Here is a 22750-nt window from a genome sequence, read left to right on the forward strand (position 1 = left end):
CTTTGCCCGGTTTTTCTTATTTCTTCAATTCTTGAACAGTAAACTTAGCGATTTCATAATAGTAATCTCCAATTACACGAAGGCCTTGATCAAAATTTTCTAAATGAAAATGTTCATTTGGTGCATGAATATTTTCAGAAGCTAAACCAAAGCCCATAAGCACAACAGGGATATCTAAAATTTCATCAAAGGCAGCGACGATAGGAATTGAACCGCCACCGCGAATAAAAGCTGTAGGTACATTATATACTTTTTCATAAGAACGTCCTGCTGCTTGTATCGCGGGATGATCAAATGGTGTGATAAATGGTTGCCCTTTGTCAAACTCTGTTATTTCTACTGAAACACCGATGGGTTTATTTTTTTCGATATGAGCTTTTAATTTTGCAATAATTTCATCAGGATCTTGATTTGGCACTATGCGACATGTAATTTTAGCGCCCGCTTCAGCAGGAAGCACTGTTTTAATCCCTTCACCAGAAAACCCACCGAAAATTCCATTGATTTCTAAAGTTGGTCGAGCCCATGTGCGCTCTGTATAGGTATAACCCTTTTCGCCAAATAAAGCGTCTATGCCAAGTTCTTTTTTTAATGACTCTTCATCAAAATTAAGTGAAGCATAGGCCGTACGTTCTTCATCTTTAAGGGGGATAACATTGTCATAGAAACCTTCTACTTGAATCGTACCTTCCGAGTCGTGGAAGGAATCAAGTACTTCTACTAATGCGTGAATCGCATTTTGAACTCCGCCACCATATAAACCAGAGTGAAGATCGCTTTTTGCACCTTTAATATCAATTTGAACACCAGCCAAACCACGCAAACCGTAACATACAGCTGGTTCTCCTGGGCCTTGCATTCCAGTGTCCGAAATGACAATAATATCGGCTTTGAGTTTATCAGTATTTGCCATTAAATACTCAGGTAAGTTAGGGCTACCAATTTCTTCTTCACCTTCGATACAGAATTTCACATTGACAGGCAATGTGCCTTCAGTTTGTAATAAAGCTTCTACAGCTTTTATATGCATGTAAACTTGACCTTTATCGTCGCTTGCACCACGCGCAAATAATTTATTATCGCGTACTTGTGGATCGAAAGGTTCTGAATCCCATAAGTTTAATGGATCTACAGGTTGAACGTCATAATGTCCATAAACTAAAATAGTTGGTTTTCCTTCAGCGTGCATCCAATCCGCATATACAACAGGAAGACCTTTTGTTTCATCAATTGATATGTTTTCTAATCCTATATCTTTCAACGAACTTGCTAACCACTCTGCTGCTGTTTTCATATCTTCTTTATGAACAGTTAATGCACTGATACTTGGAATGCGTAAAAATTGTTTTAATTCGTCTAAATGTTCATCACGTTTTGATTCAAAATAATTATTTAAAGCTTGTAAATGGGTCATTCAAATTCCTCTTTTCGCAAGATTTTGATAGTAAAAAGTATAGCACAATTGATTAACATTGCGATTACTCTTCCTTCTAAGTGGAGACCAAGGAGGAAAAATCCTAGGGTTCTTTAACTAGACTATTGAACTAGTAGTGATTATTATTTACGCTTATTCGTGCACTAATAAATTGATATTAAAGTTCTATAAGCTTAGGAAGATGCAACAGGGTTAGATTTCTTAAGGTTAAGATTACAATTTATGTAAGAAATCTCAGGCAGTATAAGAACAAATATAGGACATTGAAATTAGTAATATGATATGATAAATATACTAGAAATAGAGCGGAATTTTTGACTCATAGTAGGAGGAAACTTGGTTAATGGAATTTATAGGTTTAGCTATTTGTTTAGTCTTATCACTTTTCTTTTCAGGAAGTGAAACAGCATTAACAGCAGTAAATAGGATGAAGGTCCAGCTTCGTGCTGAGCAAGGTGATCGCATGTCACAGAAACTCCTCATGCTAATCGCGAAGCCGGACCGTATGATAACGACAATATTAATAGGAAATAATATTGTCAATATTTTAATGCCTATAATTCTAACATTTATCGTAATAAAATACGATTGGAATATTGCAGTTGCTACGACAATATTAACAATAACCATTATCATTTTTGGTGAAGTACTCCCAAAAACAATTGCTGTAACATTTTCAAGTCGAATTTCCTATATCGTAGCGCCAATTATTGGATTTCTGGTACAAATTCTTCGTCCCATTACATTTTTAATAGCCATGTTTACGAATATATTCATACGAATAATTTCTAAAGGTACGATAAAACAAGCTACCTTAACAAAAGCAGAACTTCGTTCAATGGTAGATATTGCTTCAACAGAAGGTACATTTAAAGAAGAGGAGTCTGAACGACTGAAAGGCGTATTAGATTTCCCTCATAAAGACGTTGAAGACGTACTAGAAACGCATCGAACTGAAATAGTCGGTATACGCATGAACTCTACATACGAAGAAGTACGTGATATTCTTTTGGAACATTACTACACGCGATATCCAGTATATGAGGAAAGTATGGATCATATTGTAGGAATGTTTTATTCCAAAACACTGATTGAATGGTCAATGGATACTACAATGGAGATGCATGATTTAATTGACCGTGATCCGTTGTTTGTCGTTCAATCTGTAAGCGTCGAAAAAGTATTTAAACAAATGCTAACGAAGAAAAAACATATGGCGATTGTCCTAGATGAATATGGTGGTACTCTAGGAATCATAACGCATGAAGAAATTATAGAAGAAATGATTGGTCAAGAAATTGAAGACGAATCAGACGAAGATGAAGATATTTTAGTTTATGAAATGACAGAGCAGCAACTCGTTTGTCACGGCAGATTAGAAATTGAAGAAGTAAACGAAATGTTTAATGTAGAGGTACCAAATGACCATGATACAATCGGTGGATTTGTGCTGCAACAGCTGGGCCATGTGCCAGAAGACGGCGAGCAGTTCACGTATGAGAATCTTTACTTTGAAGTCAACGAGATGGATCGCAATCGTATTATGCGATTAACCATAACAATTAAAGAAAAAGATGAAGAAGTGTTGAATGACAAATAGTCATTCAACACTTTTTTTGTTACAAGATTGGAGTATATAAAAGGCCATGAACCGAGTATTGTCGGTATTTTAAGGAGTAGGTTCTAGTATGATACCGCTGATTTACGTTCCAGGCGGACGCTTTCCACGGAGCGGGCGGCGAGCCCAGTGGGAAAGTTAGCATCATTGATTGTTCTTCCTTACACAATTGTAAGCAATATGAAAGTGAATACGATAGAGCGTAAGGTTCGTTTTTGGCATTATATAGTTAACAGCAGAAAACGAACGGAGGAAATTCAAGATGAACGTTCAAATAGAGCAAGTTTACAATGAATACGATCGTTATATATATCATTTATGTTTAAAACTTACACGCAATCAAACAGAAGCAGAAGATTTAATGCAAGAAGTTTGGGTGAAAATTGTACGCTACGAATCCTATCTAAAAAATGTAGATCATTTAAAATCATGGTTGACGACGATATGTTTGAACACGTTTCGTGATAGTTATCGTAAAACGGTACGTCGCAGCAAACATATACAAAATCAACCAGAACAATTAGATGTTCCGATACTTGATTTAATTCCAAGCGATTCATTAAATGTGGAAGATATTTTGGAAAAAGATGATTTATCCCAAATGGTACAACTGAAAATAGCAGAACTTGATAGTATTTACAAAACAACGGTATTATACTTTTATGTACATCAATATTCACTCATTGAAATTTCCGAACTAATGAAAGTGTCAATTGGAACGGTTAAATCTCGTCTGTTCCGAGCAAAACAACGCTTAAAAGAAATGATGATAGCCGATACAGATGCTATCGAATATATCCCAGCATAAAATTCACAGTCACTTTGGCTGTGATTTTTTTAAAAAAGAAAGTATATAATAGTGCCATGAACCCCGTGTTCATGGTGTTTTTAGTATATGGAGACTAAATGTATTATCTTTGGTGATACTCTCGCTAGACCAATAATGTGAAGAGTCTTCATGCTGTGTGAATCATTAATATGAATAACACTGTGTCTTCTACGTAGGTAATTGAAAGTATGACGATAACCCTTAAAGAAATTACTCGACTTGAAAAAGGAAGAAAAAGTCCGAAACAGTATCTTCGGCCACTCTTTATAAAATCAGTGTCTATTCTCTTATCAACCCTAATCAAAATTATGATATGTTAATTGGTTGAAGGGTCCTTCGGAAGTAAACCGCCGCAGGATTGCCTGTAAAAAACAGATGAGCGAAGTCTCACTTCGCTCATCTGTTTAATTCTTTAGGTTATGGTGCAGTAAGTTTGCAGTCCAGAGCGACCCGGAAACGATATCGATACAGTTGAAGATTCTTTCTACTAACACTCAAATCATTAGTAAGTGCTTTAAGGACCGGGCGTACTTTGCCCGTTTTTTCTTACAAGATAAGAAAGAACATAAATTTAGTCAGCCATGAATCCAGTATTCCCGTTATTTTAAGGAGTAGGTTCTAGTATGATACCGTTGATTTACGCTCCAGACGGACGCTTTCCACGGGGCGTGCGGCGAGCCTCGTCAGGCCAACAGGAAGTTGGTCACGAAGGCGTTGCCACATGATGTGGCGTCCGTAGCCTTTGTTCCATTACTACTCCACTGCGGGGTCTCACCTGTCCCGCTAATCCCGTAGGAGTCGCCGCCTTCCGCTTCAATCAAGTAAATGTTTTCGAATTGATCATAAAAGAAAATACAACGTAAAAAGAAGGGAGTGCAGAAAGTCACTGGTACTTTAAATAATAGAAAAATGCAGTGGTTTGCATCATGAACACTGAAATTCAGTTTAGAAATAGTGTAGAAGAAGTATTCCTGCTAGCTTTGTATCTCTCACGTTTCAAATGATTGTCACTAAGATTAGAATGCATTGCAATGATGGTTAAATTCACACTAGTTGATTGAAGTGCAGGTGGCGACTTCTGCGGGAATAGCATGAGCTGAAGGCCCCGCAGGAACGCAGTGACGAGGAGACTGAAGCCGTGCCCGCGAAAAGCGTCCACCGTAGCGGAAATAAACGGGTTTCTATGGTTATCATTCTTAAAGGACCGGGCGTATTTTGCCCGGTTTTTCTTATGAAGATACAGCGGTATTAGAGCTTGACGACATCCTAGTTTATTATTGAATGTAGATTTAATTACTATAGTCTAATTCTAATTTGGTTTGCTAATAAGGAAACAAGGGAATAGCGAATAAACAAACAACTAAACTATTAAACAACTAATTTGTTTACAAAGGGGAACATGTATGGCTACTAAGACACGTAAAAAAGAATGGAGCAAGAGAAAGCGTATTATAATAGGAACTTTAGGGGTGCTTTTCCTTATATATATTGCTGTAATTTTGTGGCACACATTTAAACCTTTACCCCAGGGTATATCTTACATCGGGGATTTACATAAAGTAGAAAATGTTGAATTTATTACGGATTTGACCTATGCACAAGATAGAGAAGGTAATAGCGTTGTTCATGAAAACAATATATTTGATAGTGTATATCAGATGATTGAAGAAGCAGAAGAGTTCGTTGTTGTCGATTTTTTCTTATTTGATGGCTATTATGATGTGGAAGTAGAATTCCCTAAGATTGCCGAGACATTATCTACAACATTAGCCAATAAAAAGAAAGCAAATCCCGATATGCCAATAGTGTTTATTACGGATCCAATTAACCGCGGTTATGGGTCGTATGAAAATGAATGGTTTAAAATAATGCGAGAAGCCGGAGTTGAAATTGTTTATACAGACTTAGAAGCATTGCGAGACTCTACGCCTGTGTATTCAGGTATATATAGAACGGTATTTCAGTGGTTTGATATAGGTGGAGAAGGGTGGATTTCAAATGCGATGGCAAGTAAGGCGCCTAAAATGACAATGGCCTCGTATATGGCATTATTAAATATAAAAGCAAATCATCGAAAAGCAGTTGTAACTGATAAAGAAGCCATGGTAATGTCTTCAAATCCCCATGATGCGAGTGGGTTTCACGGGAACATTGCATTAAAAGTTACAGGTCCAGTAATAAATGATATTTTAGAGGCAGAAGAATCAGTTTCATTATACTCTGGAGGTCCAGAACTTCCACGTGTTGAACTGGAACAGGAAGAAGGGGAATATGAAGTTCAATATATAACAGAGAAAAAGATCTTGGACGCTTTGCTGGTTGATTTGGCTAACACCAGCGAAGGCGATAAGGTATGGGTTGGTATGTTCTTCATTGCAAAACGAGATATTGTTAACGCTTTGATCGACGCAGCTAATCGTGGTGTTGAAGTCAAGATGGTGTTAGATCCAAACGAAAATTCATTTGGTCAAGAAAAATCTGGATTACCGAATCGTCCAGTCGTTCAAGAAATGGTTGAGGATACAAAAGGAAAGTTAAACGTTCGTTGGTATAATACAATAATTGGACAATATCATTCGAAAGCAATTTGGATTCAAACAAAGGAACACACAATTATATCAAATGGATCTGGGAACTATACGGAACGAACGCTAGATAACTATAATCTGGAAAGCAATTTACGTGTTATTGCCCCAAATGATAGTGAGCTCGTCTTGCAAATGGAAGAGTACTTAAAACGGATTTGGAATAATGAAGATGCCATATATACAGTTGACATAGAAGAATTTCAAAATGACTTCACATGGTGGCAGAGGTGGATTTATACATTCCAGAGCGCTATAAAAGTAACGACCTATTAACATTAATGGGGCAATCATATAGTACCAAAATAATATGTAAAGAGAACGGATCTAATGAATAAGTCTGCCAGTATAGACAGAGTTAAATGTTTACTATGCTACAGCGTTTGGTATTCGGAGCGAGAAACCAGTCAGAAAACCATTGCCAGATTTCTTCACTCTGGTTTCAACTTGAAGGCGCTTATGCTGTTCTGTATAGGCATAGGATAACATCTAATGCTATACAAACAATTCTTTCCTCGAAATATTGAGGTTCGCTATGCTTTTTATAAAATCGTCCACCAAACTCAAAATAGTATGTACGTGAAGGTTGCAGGAGAGCGACGGATAACCCGCGCAGGATTGTCATTAAAAAAGGGACGAGCGAAGTGACAACTTCGCTCGTCCCTTTAACTCTTGAGATTATGGTGCAGTTGGATTGCGACCCTAAGCGACCCGGAAACCCTCAAGACGAACTTGAGCCTTATTCTTTTCGTTAATAAAAAAGGGACGCAACTGTGTGCGCCCCAAAGTTATCATTCTTTTGATTCTTCAACGTATACGCCGGTTTGGAACCAATCTTCTACGTTCCACACTTTCGTAACTAAGCCTTCATAAAATTCAGGTTCATGGCTGACTAACACAATGGTGCCTTTATATTCAGTCATGGCACGCTTTAATTCTTCTTTAGCGTGAATGTCTAGATGGTTTGTTGGCTCATCAAAAAGCATCCAGTTACTTTCTTCCATCATAAGTTTACATAGACGCACTTTTGCTTGTTCGCCACCACTTAAACTTTTCATTGGACGTGAGATATGCTCATTTTTTAAACCAGTACGGGCTAATGCAGCTCTTACTTGGCCTTGTTCCATACTCGGATACGTTTTCCAAATTTCTTCAATCGGCGTTATATTATCAGCTTTTACTTCCTGTTCGAAGTAAGTTGTGGATAAGAAATCACCACGTCTTACATTACCACCAAGTGCAGGAACTTTGCCTAGCATCGTTTTCAGTAATGTTGATTTACCAACACCGTTCATCCCAACAAGAGCAATCTTTTCGCCGCGTTCAATCGTGAAGGATAGCGGAGGTAATAAAGGCTTGTCATACCCTATGACCAAATTTTTAGCTTCTACTACATAGCGACTTGGGCTTCGAGTCTCTTTAAAACTAAATTGAGGCTTAGCTGCTGTTTCAGGACGGTCAATTCTTTCGATTCGATCAAGTTGCTTCTGACGAGATTTGGCACGTCCTGTTGTAGAGTAGCGGGCTTTATTTTTAGCGATAAATTCTTCTGTTTTCTTAATTAAATCTCTTTGTTTTTCATAAGCATCAATATGTTGTCGCTTATTAATTTCTGCTAGTTCCAAGAACTTTTCATAAGATGCAGTAAATCGAGACAGTTTTGAAAACTCCAATTGGAAAATAACGTCTACAATGCCATTCATAAATTCCGTATCATGTGAAATGAGCAGAAACGCGTGAGGATAATTTTTCAAATAGTTCGTTAACCAACCAATATGTTCTTCATCTAAATAGTTGGTAGGCTCATCAAGTAACAATACTTTTGGTTTTTCAAGTAGTAACTTTGCTAGCAAGACTTTCGTGCGTTGCCCACCTGAAAGTGCCGAAACTTCACGGTCTAATCCAATTGCATCTAAACCAAGACCACGTGCTATTTCTTCGACTTTCATATCAAGTGTATAAAAATCACCAGCATCTAACGCATCTTGAATATCAGCCATTTGCTCAAGTAACTCTTCTAGTTCTTCAGGTGTTGCTTCGCCCATTTTGCCAGTAATATCATTCATTTCTGCTTCTTTTGTGTAAAGAGGCAAGAACGCATCACGCAATGTATCACGCATCGATCTTCCGGGTTCTAATTGTGTATGTTGATCCAAGTATCCGTAATGAGTACCCGGGAGCCACTCTACTCGACCAGAATCATAGATGACTTCACCCGTTATAATGCTCATTAAAGTTGATTTACCAACCCCGTTGGCACCAACTAATCCAACATGTTCTCCTTCGATTAAACGGAATGATACGTCTTTAAATAGTGTACGGTCTCCAAATGTATGACCTAAATTTTCTACAGTTAATAGTGCCATGATTCATTCCTCCATTAGAAAAACAAATCTTTCGCCATTAATGGTCTAAGATTTGTTTTTCGCATACTGTTATCTAAAACTATTAGTACAAAGAAAACTCGCGGGCATATTACAGCGCCGCGAGTTTTTTGTTTAATTCTGCGAGTTGTATTTCCATATTTCCTAAACGTTGCTCAGCTTTTTCAATCATGGTGGGGTGTCCAGTGGACTCTAACTTTTCCATGTCGCCTTGCAAACGTATATAATCCATTTTCAATTCGGCAATTTCCGCTTGAATTTGTTGTGAAGTCATGTAAGAGAAACTCCTCTTTTTCGAAGTATTAAAAAGTATATTCTTTCAATCAAAATTCATACATTCTACATTATATCACAAGATGAGGTTATCTGGTAATTTCTCTTGCTTCTTCATGGATGATTTTTTCTAGAAATCGTTGCATATTCAAATTGTTAGATGATAGTTTTAATGCTAATTGTCTTTTAGTCGCACGTACACTCCGATGTGGATGTAGAATTGTTTCCATTACGGCATTTTGTAAATGTGATTGTTTAAGTTTACGACCAAGTCCTAAATATATAAATCCATTTGCTTCTTTGGGAAATGCATGCTGTGCTTCTTTTTCATCTTCAGCGATTACAATGCAAGGCTTGCCTATTACTGCAACAAAGTAAGGAGTAAAACTTGCGTCACAAATAACCAAATCCGATTCACTAATAAGTTGAATTGGATCGTCACATTCAACAATACGAGCTTGCTTACGTCCTAACGCCATTAGTTTTAAATCATCCCGACTATGGTTATAACTCGAATGAAGAACAACAGTTATCGCGAGTGGGACTTGTAAATGTAACAAATGACGTAGCGTTCGGTAAGATAAATTATCCGCATCTTCATCCGCAAATGTTACGACGACGTGTGGAAGAGGAAGTGTGGAAACTTGTTTTAATCCTGTATTTATATAAGGCTCTAATTCTTCGGGTATGACAAATCCTAATGTTCCCACGACATAATGCGACTGAACTGTCTCACGATCCTCACGATAAAGTGATTGGAAAACACGTGTTGCCGTTTTTCCTCCCTCGCCAAAGTCATCAAAATGTAGGGTAATTGGTACTAGAGAAGAGATTAGTCTGCCTTCGTCAATATCTGTATCATAGCCATCTGAAATGACTACATCGGGCTCATGCTCCTCTAGTAAATTCTTTAACTCCGCATTACGAGCATATGAGAGAGGAGAAAAACCCCTTTGATTCAGCGTTTCAAGAACCACAGGTTGCTTTTCAGGAGCTGCAAATAAAATATGATGAGAGGCTAGCAGTTTTGCAATGTGAATACATCTCGTTACAGGATAGCCAGCACGTCCGATTATAAATAAAATGGTCTTTTGTTGAATTTGGTTACTCATTTTATTCCCACCTTTCATCTTCTATTTAACGTATGGGAAATAGTGACTCCATATGAATAAATATAAAGAATTCACTCAACATTATGTTAAACTCAAACTACCAGATTTTGAAAATGGAGTGATTTCATGGAGAAGAGAACAGCGATTATTGCAGGAGCATCGGGTCTTACAGGCGCGCACCTCGTAAAGATGTTATGTGAAAATGAGGCTTACGAAAAAGTAACGATTATTGTCCGTAGTGTATTTCCTTATAGTCACGATAAGTTAGAAATAAAAACAAGAAATTTAGATCAAGTTACGAACGAGGATTTTGAAGGGGCTCAAGATTTCTTTTGTTGTTTAGGCTCGACAATAAAGAAGGCTGGATCAAAAGAAGCATTTGAGCAAGTTGATTTAATAGCACCCGTTCAAATGGGGAAAAGTGCACAATTACAAGGTGTAAATCATATGTTGGTTATTTCAGCGATGGGCGCGAATCCAAAATCCGCTGTGTATTACAATCGAGTTAAGGGAATGATGGAGGAGCAAGTATCAACACTTTCCCTACCACATGTATCTATATTTAGACCATCTTTATTAATAGGAAAAAGACAAGAATTTCGTTTGGGCGAACGACTTGCGGAGAAGATGATGAAATTTTTATCTCCTGTTTTCGTAGGACCATTAAAAAAATACAGAGCAATTGAAGCAAAGCAGGTCGCATTTGCAATGATGCAAAAAGCACTAGAAACTCCTTCAAGAACTATAGCGATATATGAATCTGAAGCGATCGCACAAGTAAAACAAATTACCTAAAGTGTAAGATGCAAACCTCTGTATTCTTGATTTAAGTGAGATATAATCAAATTGTCTCAGTCTAAAGAATGAACTTTTAAAATTTCAAGACACGTGCATAGGGCAATGCTTGTCTTTTTGATACAATAAGAATACGTAAGTGCTTGAAGGAGGATGAACATGAAAATTTTGCTTATAGACGGGACTATTATTGGCTCTAAAACAGGAGTTATTCTCGAACAAGTAAAAGTGTATATTGAACAATTAGATGGAGAATTAGATCTTGAAATTATGAAACTCGCCGATTTTGACCATCAATTTGTTGATGGCAGACCACTTGAGGACTATAACGAAGATATGCGTCGTCTTGTTAGTCAGTTTGAACTAGCGGATGGCTATATATTAGCAACACCAATTTTTCAAGGTTCAATTCCAGGTGTTTTGAAAAATGCTTTTGATTTATTGCACCCACGCACGATGAGATATAAACCAGTATCCATTGTTGCCAATGGCGGTACCAATCAACATTATCTAGTAGTAGAAAATCAACTAAAACCAATTCTGAATTACTTTAGATGTCTTGTTACCCCAAATTACGTGTACACGCATTCAAGTCACTTTGGAGAAAATAACGAAATCATCGATGAAGATGTACATGAACGCTTGCATGAACTCGCTCGTGTGTTTATACAATACGCTGCACGAGGCAAGGAATTATTAAAAGAGAAAAATTAAGAGTATAAAGCAAATAGGTCTCTTCGCGATTTCGCGAGGGGGCCTTTTTGTTTTTTGAACGCCAAGTTGGAATAGCGAAAACTAATAAAGAGAACCGCCTAAGAATGTGTCACGAACAGGAAAGTGGCAAAGGCTAGCCATGCCACCAAACTAGCTATTTGGTTTGGGTAGGTTTCCGGGAAAGATTGTAGTGTGTTTTCACATGTTTTATAAGTTTTCTACAAAATAAGCGTAAATTACCTCCTAAACTGAGAACGTTTGGGTTTTTTTTAATGGAAATCTGGGTGAGCAGATGCTCAGTTGGAAAATACGAAGTCCAAGTTGGAAAAATGAGCAGCCAAGTTGGAATTTTTGGACTCCAAGTTGGAAAAATCGCGCTCCAAGTTGGAAAAGAGAATATATGGAAAGTAATAATATTGTAAACCGCCTAAGAATGTGTCACGAACAGGAAAGTGGCAAAGGCTAGCCGTGCCACCAAACAAGCTTTTGGGTTTGGGAAGGTTTTCGGAAAGAATGTAGTGTGTTTTCACATGTTTTATAAGGTTCCTACAAAAACTAAGCGTAAATTACCTCCTAAACTGAGAACGTTTGGGTTTTTTTAAATGGAAATCTGGGTGAGCCGTTGCTCAGTTGGAAAATTCGAAGTCCAAGTTGGAAAAATGAGCAGCCAAGTTGGAATTTTTGGACTCCAAGTTGGAAAAATCGCGCTCCAAGTTGGAATAGATAAAATATTGGAAACCATCTAATCCTGCCTTATGCTCAGAATATATGGTGAATCATCTAAGGCAACCTAATACTCAAAGTAACTGAAAAACGTCCTGTGAATTAAAAAGTAAACAATTGAAGTAAAATACTTGAATGCCACAGAAGCTTATAAAGAACAAGCGTTTATGATGCTCTTTCCGTTGTTTTCTAATGGATTCTAGCGATTCAATTTAGAAAAGTTCCAATATCCGTTATAATGAACTTATAGAAGAGGGGCGTATAATTTGTCTAAATCACTAGTACTTGCAGAAAAACCATCCGTAGCACGCGATATTGCTCGTGTCCTTGGATGCCATAAAAAAGGGAATGGCTTTTTAGAAGGCTCCCAATACATTGTTACATGGGCACTAGGTCACTTAGTCACTCATGCTGATCCAGAACAATACGATAACAGCTTCAAAGAATGGAAACTTGAGGACTTGCCGATATTACCACAACCATTCAAACTTGTGCCTATTAAACAAACGATGAAACAATTTAACGCAGTAAAAGCACAACTAAATAGAACTGATGTTAATGAAATCATTATCGCAACAGATGCAGGTCGAGAAGGAGAGCTTGTCGCTCGTTGGATATTAGAAAAAGCGAAAAGCCGTAAACCTGTCAAGAGATTGTGGATATCGTCCGTTACCGACAAAGCAATTCAAAAAGGATTCCGTGAACTAAAAGACGGACGTTTGTATGAACATTTATATGAAGCTGCAGTTGCACGAGCGGAAGCTGACTGGGTAGTAGGTATCAACGCAACACGCGCACTGACTGTGAAATATAATGCGCAATTATCTACAGGACGTGTACAAACTCCGACTCTTGCGATGATTGCAACACGTGAAAATCAGATTCGTGATTTTAAGTCAAAGTCATATTTCGGTTTACAAGCGATAACGAAAGACACAACTTATACGTGGTCATTTGGTTCAAACAACCAAACAAATAATTTCAATAAAGAACAAGTAGAGCAAGTTCTTCATAAATTAGATGGTATTAAAAAAGGTAAGGTTGTTTCAATTCAAACGACGCCTAAAAAACAGCCAGCACCTCCATTATTTGATTTGACGGAACTTCAAAAAGAAGGTCATCGATTGTTTGGTTGGTCGGCGAAAGAAACCTTGTCTACATTGCAAGGTCTTTATGAACGCCATAAAATTGTAACCTATCCGCGTACTGACTCGAAGCATTTAACCAGTGATATGAAGTCGACGTTAATAGATCGTGTTAAGGCTGTTGATTTACAACCATATCGAGCAGCGACAAACAGCATTTTGCGCTCAAGCAATGTCCAGCCTCAAAAAGGAGTAATCGATGATGCGCGTGTCAGTGATCATCATGCAATTATTCCAACTGAAGAAGCTCCGAATATGCAAGACCTATCAGACAAAGAGCGGAAATTGTACGACATGATAGTCAAACGGTTTTTAGCAGTGTTCTTACCACCACATGCCTATGATCAAACTGTCATTACGTTTGAAGTGAGTGGAGAAAATTTCACAGCAAAAGGAAAAACTGTTCGCGATGAAGGGTGGAAGAGTGTCTATCAACAAGATAAAGCAAAAGACTCAGAAAGCACATTGCCACCTGTAGAAAAAGGCGAAGTAATTGAAATACGTGCCGTTACCATGACACAAGGCGAAACAAAACCTCCAGCACGTTTCAATGAAGGCACATTACTAGCTGCAATGGAAAATCCTTCATCATTTATGACTGGAGAATCAAAAGACATTATTCAAACTGCAGTGGAAACGGGTGGATTAGGTACAGTCGCAACACGTGCAGATATTATCGAAAAGTTATTTAATAGTTTTGTTATGGAGAAAAAAGGAAAAGACATTAATTTAACATCAAAAGGAAGACAACTATTAGAATTGGTACCTGACGATTTAAAGTCCCCATCATTAACAGGAGAGTGGGAGCAACGCTTAACTAAAATTGCCAAAGGTACTTTGAAAAAAGAGCAATTTATGAAAGACATGGTCTTGTTTTCGAAAAAAGTCGTTACTCAAATTAAACAAAGCGACCTTAAGTTTAAGCATGACAATATAACAGGAAAAACATGCCCAACTTGTGGGAAGAATTTGCTTGAAGTCAAAGGTAAGCGTGGGAAAATGCTTGTGTGCCAAGACCGTGAATGCGGCTACAAAAAATCAGTATCCATGCAAACCAATGCACGTTGTCCAGTCTGCCATAAGAAATTGGAAATGCGAGGAGAGGGAGATGGCAAAATTTTTGTCTGCTCATGTGGTCATCGTGAAAAACTGTCCGCCTTTGAAAAACGCCGTGAAACTTCAGGCGGCGGAAAAGCTAATAAAAAAGACGTTCAAAGTTTCTTGAAACAACAAGATGAACCCAAGAATACCGCAATGGCTGAAGCGATGAAAAAATTGTTGAATAAGGAATAAGGTTACTTTAAACACTCACCCTGTCTAGTTTTAAGCTCTAGCTAAAAGTACCCATGGGAAGGAAGGGATACAACATGTATCATTTCATGCTTCCAACATGCGCTTCACATTTTCCTAGTGAAAAGAGGAAATCTCTATGGCTAAGCCATTAAAACCAGCAAAAACGAATGCAATTCGTTTGCTTGATCAACAAAAAGTAGATTATCAGTTGTTTGAGTATACAGTAGATGACGGGAAAATCGATGGGATATCGGTTGCAATAAAAATAGCGCAACCAGTTGAGAAAGTGTTTAAAACCCTAGTTGCAACTGCAGGTCCTGGAAAAGTATTCGTTTTCTTAGTGCCAGTTGCACTAGAATTGAATCTAAAAGCTGCTGCTAAGACAGTAGGAGAAAAGAAAATTGAAATGCTCTCTGTGAAAGATTTGCTTGGACTTACTGGCTATATTCGTGGAGGTTGCTCGCCTCTTGGTATGAAAAAATTATACCCGACAGTTATCGATGAATCCGCTAAAGAACTTGATGCCATGATTGTTAGTGCAGGAAAAGTAGGGATGCAGATTCATTTAAAACCTATAGATTTATTAACATGTACTAATGCGGTTTTTGCCCAAGTAACTCAACAATAAAATTTCAATACCTAAAAAATATCTAACTGTTATACTTATAGAATAAATTAAAACCATTCATGTCCAGCATGAGTGGTTTTTTAGAATATACGAATATATGAGTATTTTATTATAAAAGAGGTGCCCTCATGAGAAAAATTATTTACATACGATGGTTATTTTTTTTCCTCGGACTGGTGATATTTGCATTCGGTATTTCGTTAACAATTAGAGGTGCGTTGCTTGGTATAGGTCCCTGGGATGTGTTGCATGTCGGCTTGTTTATTAATTTTGGTTTAACTATAGGTATTTGGGCAATTGTGTCAGGTTTAGTTTTAGTATTATGTACTTCATTATACTTAAAACAGTGGCCACTTATTGGTACATGGCTAAACATGATACTTGTAGGCGTATTTATCGATATATTTTTATGGCTATTACCAGCTGTTTCTAATCCTGTATTACAAACAATATTATTTATTGTCGGAGTAGCAATTATGGGAGTAGGAGTAGGGATGTATATTGCAGCAAATATGGGGGCGGGCCCACGTGATACTCTCATGCTTATCCTTGTAGAAAAAACAGGTTGGACTGTTAAAAAAGTTCGGACCTTGCTTGAAATTGTTGTAGGGATTATTGGTTGGATTCTTGGTGGTCCATTAGGAGTTGGAACAGTCATTATTGCATTGACTCTTGGTTATCTTGTGCACTATACACTTATATATTTTCGGAATTGGATTTTGAAATTAAGTGAATTACCTGAGTAACATACATGTTTTTACTTGTACTTTCATATAGTAGAGTCAGTCTACACAATGGAAGGGATGAGTAAATGAACGGAACTATAACGAATCAATTTGGACGAGCGTATACAGGGCAAGGGGAAAAAAATATCTACACTGATTTAATTAAGGAAGCTCGAAAGGTGTACTTCATTAAATCCCCGCCGACATTTAAACTATCAGATCTTTTTAGACAAGTTGGTTATCATTATGTAAAAAGAGGTTACGATATTGAGTGGTTCTATGATCCTTTACACTCAGATATTATTGAGGCAACATATGTAAAAGGGAATCGCACTTTATTTATTCAAGCTTCCCATCCGGTATCGTTCGAACCCAAATATTACGGAAGTTCGCATCATGTTGTGTCGTTTTATGAGGCTTATAATCAAGAAAATTTACGTAATCATGGAGAATTCTTACGTGAAAAAACATTGCATAGCGAACAGTGGTTAGCTAAAGCATTCAAGAGATTAGCCCAAGCAAAAACAATCCATGACGAATGGGAAGTTCCATATATTAATGGCATGAATTGGGGCGGTTTTGATGCTCAAGCAGAAGCTCTGTTCAATGAAACATTCACCACACTAAAGTTTAATAAGGTACCACAAAGAACCCATCGAATAATTGGATCTTTAACAACGGAAGGTGCTAAAGATTACTTTGTTTCACTATCGAAAGATATCAAAAAACGTATATTCATTAAGGGGTACCCCGGAAGTGGAAAGTCTACATTAATGAAACGCTTTGCCGAGAAAGCAGAGAGTGTAGGACTCAACACCCAGTGGGGTTGGTGTGGGCTTGACAGTAACAGCATTGATTATGTGTGGTTACCTGAGCTCCAAACGATTCTTTTTGATAGCACAAGTCCACATGAATATGTGCCTGAACGCTTAGGTGATGAAGTTTACGATGTGAAGAAATTCCGAGAATTGAATGAAGCGGACCAGCTTATAGTAGATGGCATTATTCCACTTTACAAAGAAGAAATCTTACAAGCCACTGAGTATTTACAAGTATATGCAACGGATGATGAAACAATAAGGGAAACTCTAGATACATGTATTAATACGTATAAATGGCAAGAAATAGAGGATTATCTATTTCAAGAGATTGATAATTCATATATTCATTAATTTAAATCCAAGGTTAGAGCGGTCTCAAATTGAGCTCGCTCTTTTGTCTATCTATGTATGACTTATGTTAAAATGGAAAAGAATAAAAACAGCAGTATATTGCCAGCTCGATGGATGTGGCATATAAGTTAGTATGAGAGGAAGATGATTATGTCAAACGTATTAGATACTTTTTTAACAGAAAACTTACAAGAATTACGCGATCAAGGCTTATACAATGAAGTAGATCCAGTTGAAGGCCCGAACAGTGAGAAAATTCAAATTCGAGGCAAAGAGTTAATTAATTTATCCTCAAATAACTATTTAGGTCTAGCAACCAATGATGAACTTAAGCGAGTTGCAAAAGAAGCAATAGATAAGTATGGTGTTGGAGCAGGAGCTGTTCGTTCGATTAACGGAACACTTGATTTGCATGTGATATTAGAAGAAAAACTTGCTGAGTTCAAAGGAACAGAGGCGGCAATTTCTTTCCAATCAGGATTTAATTGCAATATGGCTGCCATTTCTGCAGTTATGGATAAAAATGATGCAATACTGTCTGATCAACTCAACCACGCTTCTATTATTGATGGTTGCCGTTTATCAAAAGCAAAAATCATTGCATTTAAGCATTCAGATATGGAAGATTTACGTGCAAAAGCAAAAGAAGCACAAGAGTCTGGTCTATACAACAAAGTGATGGTAATCACAGACGGCGTGTTCTCGATGGATGGCGACATTGCAAAGTTACCTGAAATCGTTAAGATTGCAAAAGAATTTGACTTGATTACATATGTAGATGATGCACATGGATCGGGTGTTACAGGTAAAGGCAAGGGGACCGTTAAACATTTCGGTTTAGAAAAAGAAGTTGATTTCCAAATGGGCACATTATCTAAAGCAGTTGGCGTTGTAGGTGGATATGTTGCGGGTACTCAATCTTTAATCGATTGGTTAAAAGTTCGCTCACGTCCGTTTTTATTTTCAACAGCTGTGCCACCTGGTGATGTTGCAGCAACAACGGCTGCTCTTCAAATGATTATCGACTCAACAGAGCTTCACGACAAGCTTTGGGAAAATGGAGATTACTTGAAAGCTGGATTGAAGAAAATAGGGTTTGACATTGGTGCATCAGAAACGCCAATCACGCCTTGTATTATTGGGGATGAAAAGTTAACCCAACAATTTTCTAGGGCTTTGTTCGAAGAAGGGGTATATGCAAAATCAATCGTCTTCCCTACAGTATCAAAAGGGGCGGGACGTGTGCGTAATATGCCAACAGCTGCACATAGCAAAGAAACATTAGATAAAGCCATTGCCATATATGAAAAAGTGGGCAAAGAACTCGGCATTATTAAGTGATACGTTTTAGATAATGACAACAGCATGGACCTTTGTGGGTACATGCTGTATTTTTCTATATAAAGGGGTGTGGGCTAATGACATTTGAAGAGGTTATGAGATATTTAGAAGAAGTAGGAACTAAGCAAACGTAAAAAACATTTACGAATCACGAGGCGACTGGCTTATTTTATGGAGTTAAAGTTGCCGATATGAAAAAAATCTTAAAACATGTGAAAAAAGATCAAGAGTTGGCTTTAAAGTTGTATGATTCTGGTGTATCGGATGCGATGTACTTAGCCGGATTAGCAGTTGATCCTAAGTTAATGACAAAAGAACAATTGCAGTCAGCGTATTGGTACCTGTTGGCAGAGTGTACTGTAGCGTGGGTAGCATCAGAAAGTCAATATGCTCTTGAGTTAGCACGTGAATGGATGCAATCTGATGAAGAATTGATTGCTTGTGCTGGTTGGAGTACATATGCGAATTATGTGATGTATTTGGGAGCTAAAGAGTTGGAATTAAATGAAATTGCTGAATTGCTAGAACAAGTGCATACGAGTATTCACGATGCACCTAACAGAGTACGTTATAATATGAACTCATTTGTAATAGGTGTTGGTGCATACATACCAGAACTACGTGAAGATGCACAACGCATAGCTAAAGACATCGGCAAAGTACATGTCGATATGGACGGAACCGCATGTAAAGTGCCGATTGCCTACGATTACATTGAAAAAGTTCTATCTCGCGGTGAACCGAAAAAGAAAAAGACCGTTAGATGTTAAAATCTTAAAAGCCTATAAGACCTCGACGCGAAATGATGCGTCGAGGTTTTACTGTTTGGTGAAGTGTTGTCTAAATTTCGAATATGAGTACTTTTATAAATAATGGCTAGTACTTTCTCTTCAAACTGGGAAACTGACCAATTATATCCTAATTATTGCGAGTGATTCCATCAATGGGAGGGATTTTCATGACTTATAGATCAACATTCTCTTCAAATAGGGCAACTGACCAAGTGTAGTGAGCGATTTTAACGACTGAATCATAATACGTTGCAACTTTTCGGATTTCGTTGCAACTGACCAATTACCTCCTAATTATTGCGAGTGAGTCCATCAATAGGACAGATTTTCATGACTAATAGATCAACTTTCTCTTCAAATGGTACAACTGCCCAATTATAATGAGTGATTTTAATGATTGAATCATTATACGTTGCAACTTTTCGGAGTTCGTTGCAACTTTTCAAGTTTGGTTGCAACTTTCTTGATTTGGTTGCAACTTTTCAAGTTTCGTTGCAACTAACCAATAACCTCCTAATTATTGCGAGTAATCCCATCAATTAATTCATCAATGGGAGAGGTTTTCATGACTAATAGATCAACTATCTCTTCAAATGAGGTAACTGACCAATTATATGAGCGATTTTAACGACTGAATCAAAATACGTTGCAACTTTCTTGAATTGGTTGCAACTAACCAATAATCTCCTTATTAAACAATTAAAAAACCACGCTAAATGCATGCGTGGTTAGTTAATCTTCTTACATTTTTTTAAAGGAATGAAATAAGAGATATTTTTGGACGCCTCGTGATTCGTCAATGGCTTTTTTTGAAAAGCTTTCAAAGTCATTTTGAAGGCCTTTTTCACTCGCATACAGAGCGTGTAAGGAGTGAATCATCCATTCCACGTTAATGTTTTCTTCATGACTAGCAGCTTCTTCAAAGTTCCCCTGTTTCGCAGCCACGAAAGCAGCATAATATGATTTTAATGGATCGCTATCAATTTTTAGTGAATATGTATGTGCTATATCAATCTTATTAAGGTGCAAAGCTAAAATTGTTTTATAGACATTTTGCATGTATGGCTGCTTATGTTTTTCTAATATGGCTCGTAAACTTTCTTCCACTTCAGCATCTTTCCCGTGCGCCAATGCAAGTGGATAAGCAAATATAGGTTTCTTCTTATTCATTTCAAGAAACTTTCCAATGGCTTTCAAATTATTTGAACGGTAAACAGTGAATATTCTAGGGAGTATTACAAAAGCTAAGAAAAAGATGAAAGTGGTTGAAATCACGATCCAAAATGGAAATTGTAAGAAAAACAAAAATAGCGTTAGAAGAAATCCTAATATAAAAGTAATACTTAAACGAAAATAATTCATAGGTACATTAGTCCTTTTTTCATTTCAGTATACCAAAAGAGTTATTCAAATTGATAGGGTTTTTAGAAATTACTATTCACAAATTGTAAAATCAAAAAAGCAGAAACATATTTTATATATTGTGCTTTTACAAGGAACACATTATAATTAGTCTGAGTCAAAACCAGTTAAATCAATGTGTTTAATAATAAATATGTATTTCTGGGGAGTACAATTGTATTGGTGAAAAGGAGCTGTTTCAATTGAAAAAAATCATGATAACCGGTGCTTTAGGTCAGATCGGGTCAGAATTAACTGTGAAATTAAGAGAAATATATGGATCAAATAATGTTTTAGCAACAGATATTCGAAAAACAGAGTCAACTGTTGTGAACAGCGGACCATTTGAATTACTTGATGTACTAGAAGCAGACCGTATGTATACACTTGCAAAAGATTTCGGCGCAGATACGATGATTCATATGGCCGCACTACTTTCCGCTACTGCTGAAGCAAAACCTTTGCTTGCTTGGAATTTAAATATGGGTGGCTTGGTTAATGCATTAGAAACGTCACGCGATTTAGGTCTTCAATTATTTTCTCCTAGTTCAATTGGTGCGTTTGGTCCATCAACACCGAAACAAAATACCCCACAAGATACGTTGCAACGTCCAACAACGATGTATGGTGTTAACAAAGTGGCGGGGGAATTGTTATGTGATTACTATTTCGAAAAGTTTGGTGTAGATACACGTGGTGTCCGTTTTCCTGGTCTCATTTCGTATGACACTCCTCCAGGTGGGGGAACAACGGATTATGCGGTAGATATTTATTACAAAGCGTTAGAACAAGGAAAGTATACATCTTACATTAAGCAAGGAACCTATATGGATATGATGTATATGCCAGATGCATTGCAAGCAATTGTAGATCTAATGGAAGCTGACGGATCAAAACTTATACACAGAAATGCATTTAATGTTACTGCGATGAGCTTTGAACCCGAACAAATTGCCGTATCAATTCGTAAACACATTCCAAATTTTGAGTTGTCATATGATGTCGATCCAATTCGCCAAGCAATAGCGGACAGCTGGCCCAATGCAATAGATGCAAGCGCTGCAAAAGACGAGTGGGATTTCAAGGCACAATACGATTTAGACACCATGACCAAAGATATGTTAGAGAAACTTTCATTAAAACTTAATAAGAATGATTAAAATACGTTTCTAGAGAATACTTGAATGGTTCTTCCTGAATTTTATATAGTAAAAAATGACGACTCCTAATTAAGGATTCGTCATTTTTTTATTTTCAAATATATAAATTCAGAATGCCAAGAACCCAGTGTTCATGGTGATTTAGTATATGGAGACTAACAAGCTAAAATGGAATTTCTTTGGTGTAACTCTCTCCGCGGAAAGCGTCCGCCTGTTTCTGCATCGCTACGCTAGCTTCGAAACATGACAGTACGTTGTAAAGGAAATCACTAGATTCAAATAGAGGGCTATCTTAAAAGGACCGGGCGGACTTTGCCTGGTTTTTCTTACAAGATAGAAAGTATATCTATAGAGTACCAAAAACCCTTTATTCATAGTGTTTTTAGTATATGGAGACTTACAAGATAAATCAGAATTTCTTTAATTGATTCTCGTTAACCCATTATTGTGAGTCGTGATTTCCTATTTTAGAAGTGCAAGCTTTCTCTCAGTAGAAGTCCTATCAGAATATTATAAAATATGACGACTTTTTATATGTGTTTTTATTGATTTTTTGATTTTTAAAAGGAGAATGATTGCAGTGGAAGGCGGCGACTCCTGCGGAAACAGCGAGACAGACGAGACCC

General features: G+C 37.3%; 19 protein-coding genes and 1 pseudogene. 15 read left to right on the forward strand and 5 right to left on the reverse strand.

What is annotated here, in order from left to right; genetic code table 11:
• Positions 1-16: 16 nt before the first annotated feature.
• Entirely contained in the window at positions 17-1414 is a 1398-nt protein-coding gene (locus tag B371_RS0112615) for a dipeptidase (RefSeq protein ID WP_019414683.1), read from the reverse strand.
• 364 nt (positions 1415-1778) lie between these two features.
• Here B371_RS0112615 and B371_RS0112620 point away from each other — a divergent pair, with 364 nt between their 5' ends.
• The 4 genes from B371_RS0112620 (at position 1779) to B371_RS0112630 (ending at position 6743) form a co-directional block, all read left to right on the forward strand.
• The gene (locus tag B371_RS0112620; RefSeq protein ID WP_019414684.1) at positions 1779-3035 is read left to right on the forward strand and encodes a hemolysin family protein; all 1257 of its coding nucleotides are present in this window, start codon (positions 1779-1781) and stop codon (positions 3033-3035) included.
• A 147-nt stretch (positions 3036-3182) separates the two neighbouring features.
• Positions 3183-3347, forward strand: a complete 165-nt coding sequence (locus tag B371_RS23545; RefSeq protein WP_157185202.1) for a hypothetical protein — start codon at positions 3183-3185, stop codon at positions 3345-3347.
• Positions 3316-3861 (forward strand): RNA polymerase sigma factor, encoded by a 546-nt coding sequence (locus tag B371_RS0112625; protein ID WP_019414685.1) that lies wholly within the window; start codon positions 3316-3318, stop codon positions 3859-3861. Before B371_RS23545 ends, B371_RS0112625 begins: the two co-directional genes overlap by 32 nt.
• A 1424-nt stretch (positions 3862-5285) precedes the next feature.
• Positions 5286-6743 (forward strand): phospholipase D family protein, encoded by a 1458-nt coding sequence (locus B371_RS0112630; RefSeq protein WP_019414687.1) that lies wholly within the window; start codon positions 5286-5288, stop codon positions 6741-6743.
• A 515-nt stretch (positions 6744-7258) separates the two neighbouring features.
• Here B371_RS0112630 and B371_RS0112635 read toward each other — a convergent pair.
• From B371_RS0112635 to B371_RS0112645, 3 genes are all read right to left on the reverse strand, one after another.
• On the reverse strand, positions 7259-8833 hold the full coding sequence (locus B371_RS0112635) for an ABC-F family ATP-binding cassette domain-containing protein (protein ID WP_019414688.1): 1575 nt from the start codon (positions 8831-8833) through the stop codon (positions 7259-7261).
• 109 nt (positions 8834-8942) lie between these two features.
• Complete coding sequence (locus B371_RS0112640; RefSeq protein WP_019414689.1) at positions 8943-9125, reverse strand: SE1832 family protein; 183 nt, start codon at positions 9123-9125, stop codon at positions 8943-8945.
• A gap of 88 nt (positions 9126-9213) precedes the next feature.
• Entirely contained in the window at positions 9214-10236 is a 1023-nt protein-coding gene (locus B371_RS0112645) for a hypothetical protein (protein ID WP_019414690.1), read from the reverse strand.
• A 126-nt stretch (positions 10237-10362) separates the two neighbouring features.
• Between B371_RS0112645 and B371_RS0112650 the strand changes: the two genes are divergently transcribed.
• The 10 genes and pseudogenes from B371_RS0112650 to B371_RS21800 form a co-directional block, all read left to right on the forward strand.
• Positions 10363-11031: a hypothetical protein gene (locus B371_RS0112650; RefSeq protein WP_019414691.1), complete on the forward strand. Its 669-nt coding sequence runs from the start codon at positions 10363-10365 to the stop codon at positions 11029-11031.
• A gap of 159 nt (positions 11032-11190) precedes the next feature.
• Entirely contained in the window at positions 11191-11745 is a 555-nt protein-coding gene (locus tag B371_RS0112655) for an NADPH-dependent FMN reductase (protein WP_019414692.1), read from the forward strand.
• Between the two features lie 272 nt (positions 11746-12017).
• Positions 12018-12167 carry a hypothetical protein gene (locus tag B371_RS23795; RefSeq protein ID WP_019414694.1) on the forward strand — a complete coding sequence of 50 codons (150 nt, stop codon included), beginning with the start codon at positions 12018-12020 and terminating at the stop codon, positions 12165-12167.
• Positions 12168-12347: 180 nt separating this feature from the next.
• Positions 12348-12491, forward strand: coding sequence for a hypothetical protein (locus B371_RS23800; RefSeq protein ID WP_019414695.1), 144 nt, complete (start codon positions 12348-12350; stop codon positions 12489-12491).
• A 243-nt stretch (positions 12492-12734) separates the two neighbouring features.
• Positions 12735-14906 carry a DNA topoisomerase III gene (locus tag B371_RS0112675; RefSeq protein WP_019414696.1) on the forward strand — a complete coding sequence of 724 codons (2172 nt, stop codon included), beginning with the start codon at positions 12735-12737 and terminating at the stop codon, positions 14904-14906.
• A gap of 136 nt (positions 14907-15042) precedes the next feature.
• Positions 15043-15534: a Cys-tRNA(Pro) deacylase gene (ybaK, locus tag B371_RS0112680; protein WP_019414697.1), complete on the forward strand. Its 492-nt coding sequence runs from the start codon at positions 15043-15045 to the stop codon at positions 15532-15534.
• 128 nt (positions 15535-15662) lie between these two features.
• The gene (locus tag B371_RS0112685; RefSeq protein ID WP_019414698.1) at positions 15663-16280 is read left to right on the forward strand and encodes a YitT family protein; all 618 of its coding nucleotides are present in this window, start codon (positions 15663-15665) and stop codon (positions 16278-16280) included.
• Positions 16281-16345: 65 nt separating this feature from the next.
• Positions 16346-17431, forward strand: a complete 1086-nt coding sequence (locus B371_RS0112690; RefSeq protein ID WP_019414699.1) for a hypothetical protein — start codon at positions 16346-16348, stop codon at positions 17429-17431.
• 150 nt (positions 17432-17581) lie between these two features.
• Positions 17582-18772 (forward strand): glycine C-acetyltransferase, encoded by a 1191-nt coding sequence (locus tag B371_RS0112695; protein WP_019414700.1) that lies wholly within the window; start codon positions 17582-17584, stop codon positions 18770-18772.
• Positions 18773-18942: 170 nt separating this feature from the next.
• Positions 18943-19542 (forward strand): annotated as a pseudogene (locus B371_RS21800) (DNA alkylation repair protein); the annotation flags it as partial.
• Positions 19543-20304: 762 nt separating this feature from the next.
• On the opposite strand, the gene B371_RS0112705 reads toward B371_RS21800, so the two are convergent.
• Positions 20305-20925, reverse strand: coding sequence for a hypothetical protein (locus B371_RS0112705; RefSeq protein WP_019414702.1), 621 nt, complete (start codon positions 20923-20925; stop codon positions 20305-20307).
• Positions 20926-21167: 242 nt separating this feature from the next.
• Between B371_RS0112705 and B371_RS0112710 the strand changes: the two genes are divergently transcribed.
• Positions 21168-22124 (forward strand): L-threonine 3-dehydrogenase, encoded by a 957-nt coding sequence (locus tag B371_RS0112710; protein WP_019414703.1) that lies wholly within the window; start codon positions 21168-21170, stop codon positions 22122-22124.
• The last annotated feature ends 626 nt before the right edge of the window (positions 22125-22750 follow it).

This window comes from Paenisporosarcina sp. TG20 (genome assembly GCF_000286315.1).
GTDB lineage: Bacteria > Bacillota > Bacilli > Bacillales_A > Planococcaceae > Paenisporosarcina.

Excerpts from the sequence above, each read along its gene's own strand:
- B371_RS0112615 (WP_019414683.1), bottom strand. The coding sequence starts at position 1,414 with ATGACCCATTTACAAGCTTTAAATAATTATTTTGAATCAAAACGTGAT.
- B371_RS0112620 (WP_019414684.1), top strand. The coding sequence starts at position 1,779 with ATGGAATTTATAGGTTTAGCTATTTGTTTAGTCTTATCACTTTTCTTT.
- B371_RS0112625 (WP_019414685.1), top strand. The coding sequence starts at position 3,316 with ATGAACGTTCAAATAGAGCAAGTTTACAATGAATACGATCGTTATATA.
- B371_RS0112630 (WP_019414687.1), top strand. The coding sequence starts at position 5,286 with ATGGCTACTAAGACACGTAAAAAAGAATGGAGCAAGAGAAAGCGTATT.
- B371_RS0112635 (WP_019414688.1), bottom strand. The coding sequence starts at position 8,833 with ATGGCACTATTAACTGTAGAAAATTTAGGTCATACATTTGGAGACCGT.
- B371_RS0112640 (WP_019414689.1), bottom strand. The coding sequence starts at position 9,125 with ATGACTTCACAACAAATTCAAGCGGAAATTGCCGAATTGAAAATGGAT.
- B371_RS0112645 (WP_019414690.1), bottom strand. The coding sequence starts at position 10,236 with ATGAGTAACCAAATTCAACAAAAGACCATTTTATTTATAATCGGACGT.
- B371_RS0112650 (WP_019414691.1), top strand. The coding sequence starts at position 10,363 with ATGGAGAAGAGAACAGCGATTATTGCAGGAGCATCGGGTCTTACAGGC.
- B371_RS0112655 (WP_019414692.1), top strand. The coding sequence starts at position 11,191 with ATGAAAATTTTGCTTATAGACGGGACTATTATTGGCTCTAAAACAGGA.
- B371_RS23795 (WP_019414694.1), top strand. The coding sequence starts at position 12,018 with ATGGAAATCTGGGTGAGCAGATGCTCAGTTGGAAAATACGAAGTCCAA.
- B371_RS23800 (WP_019414695.1), top strand. The coding sequence starts at position 12,348 with ATGGAAATCTGGGTGAGCCGTTGCTCAGTTGGAAAATTCGAAGTCCAA.
- ybaK (WP_019414697.1), top strand. The coding sequence starts at position 15,043 with ATGGCTAAGCCATTAAAACCAGCAAAAACGAATGCAATTCGTTTGCTT.
- B371_RS0112685 (WP_019414698.1), top strand. The coding sequence starts at position 15,663 with ATGAGAAAAATTATTTACATACGATGGTTATTTTTTTTCCTCGGACTG.
- B371_RS0112690 (WP_019414699.1), top strand. The coding sequence starts at position 16,346 with ATGAACGGAACTATAACGAATCAATTTGGACGAGCGTATACAGGGCAA.
- B371_RS0112695 (WP_019414700.1), top strand. The coding sequence starts at position 17,582 with ATGTCAAACGTATTAGATACTTTTTTAACAGAAAACTTACAAGAATTA.
- B371_RS0112705 (WP_019414702.1), bottom strand. The coding sequence starts at position 20,925 with ATGAATTATTTTCGTTTAAGTATTACTTTTATATTAGGATTTCTTCTA.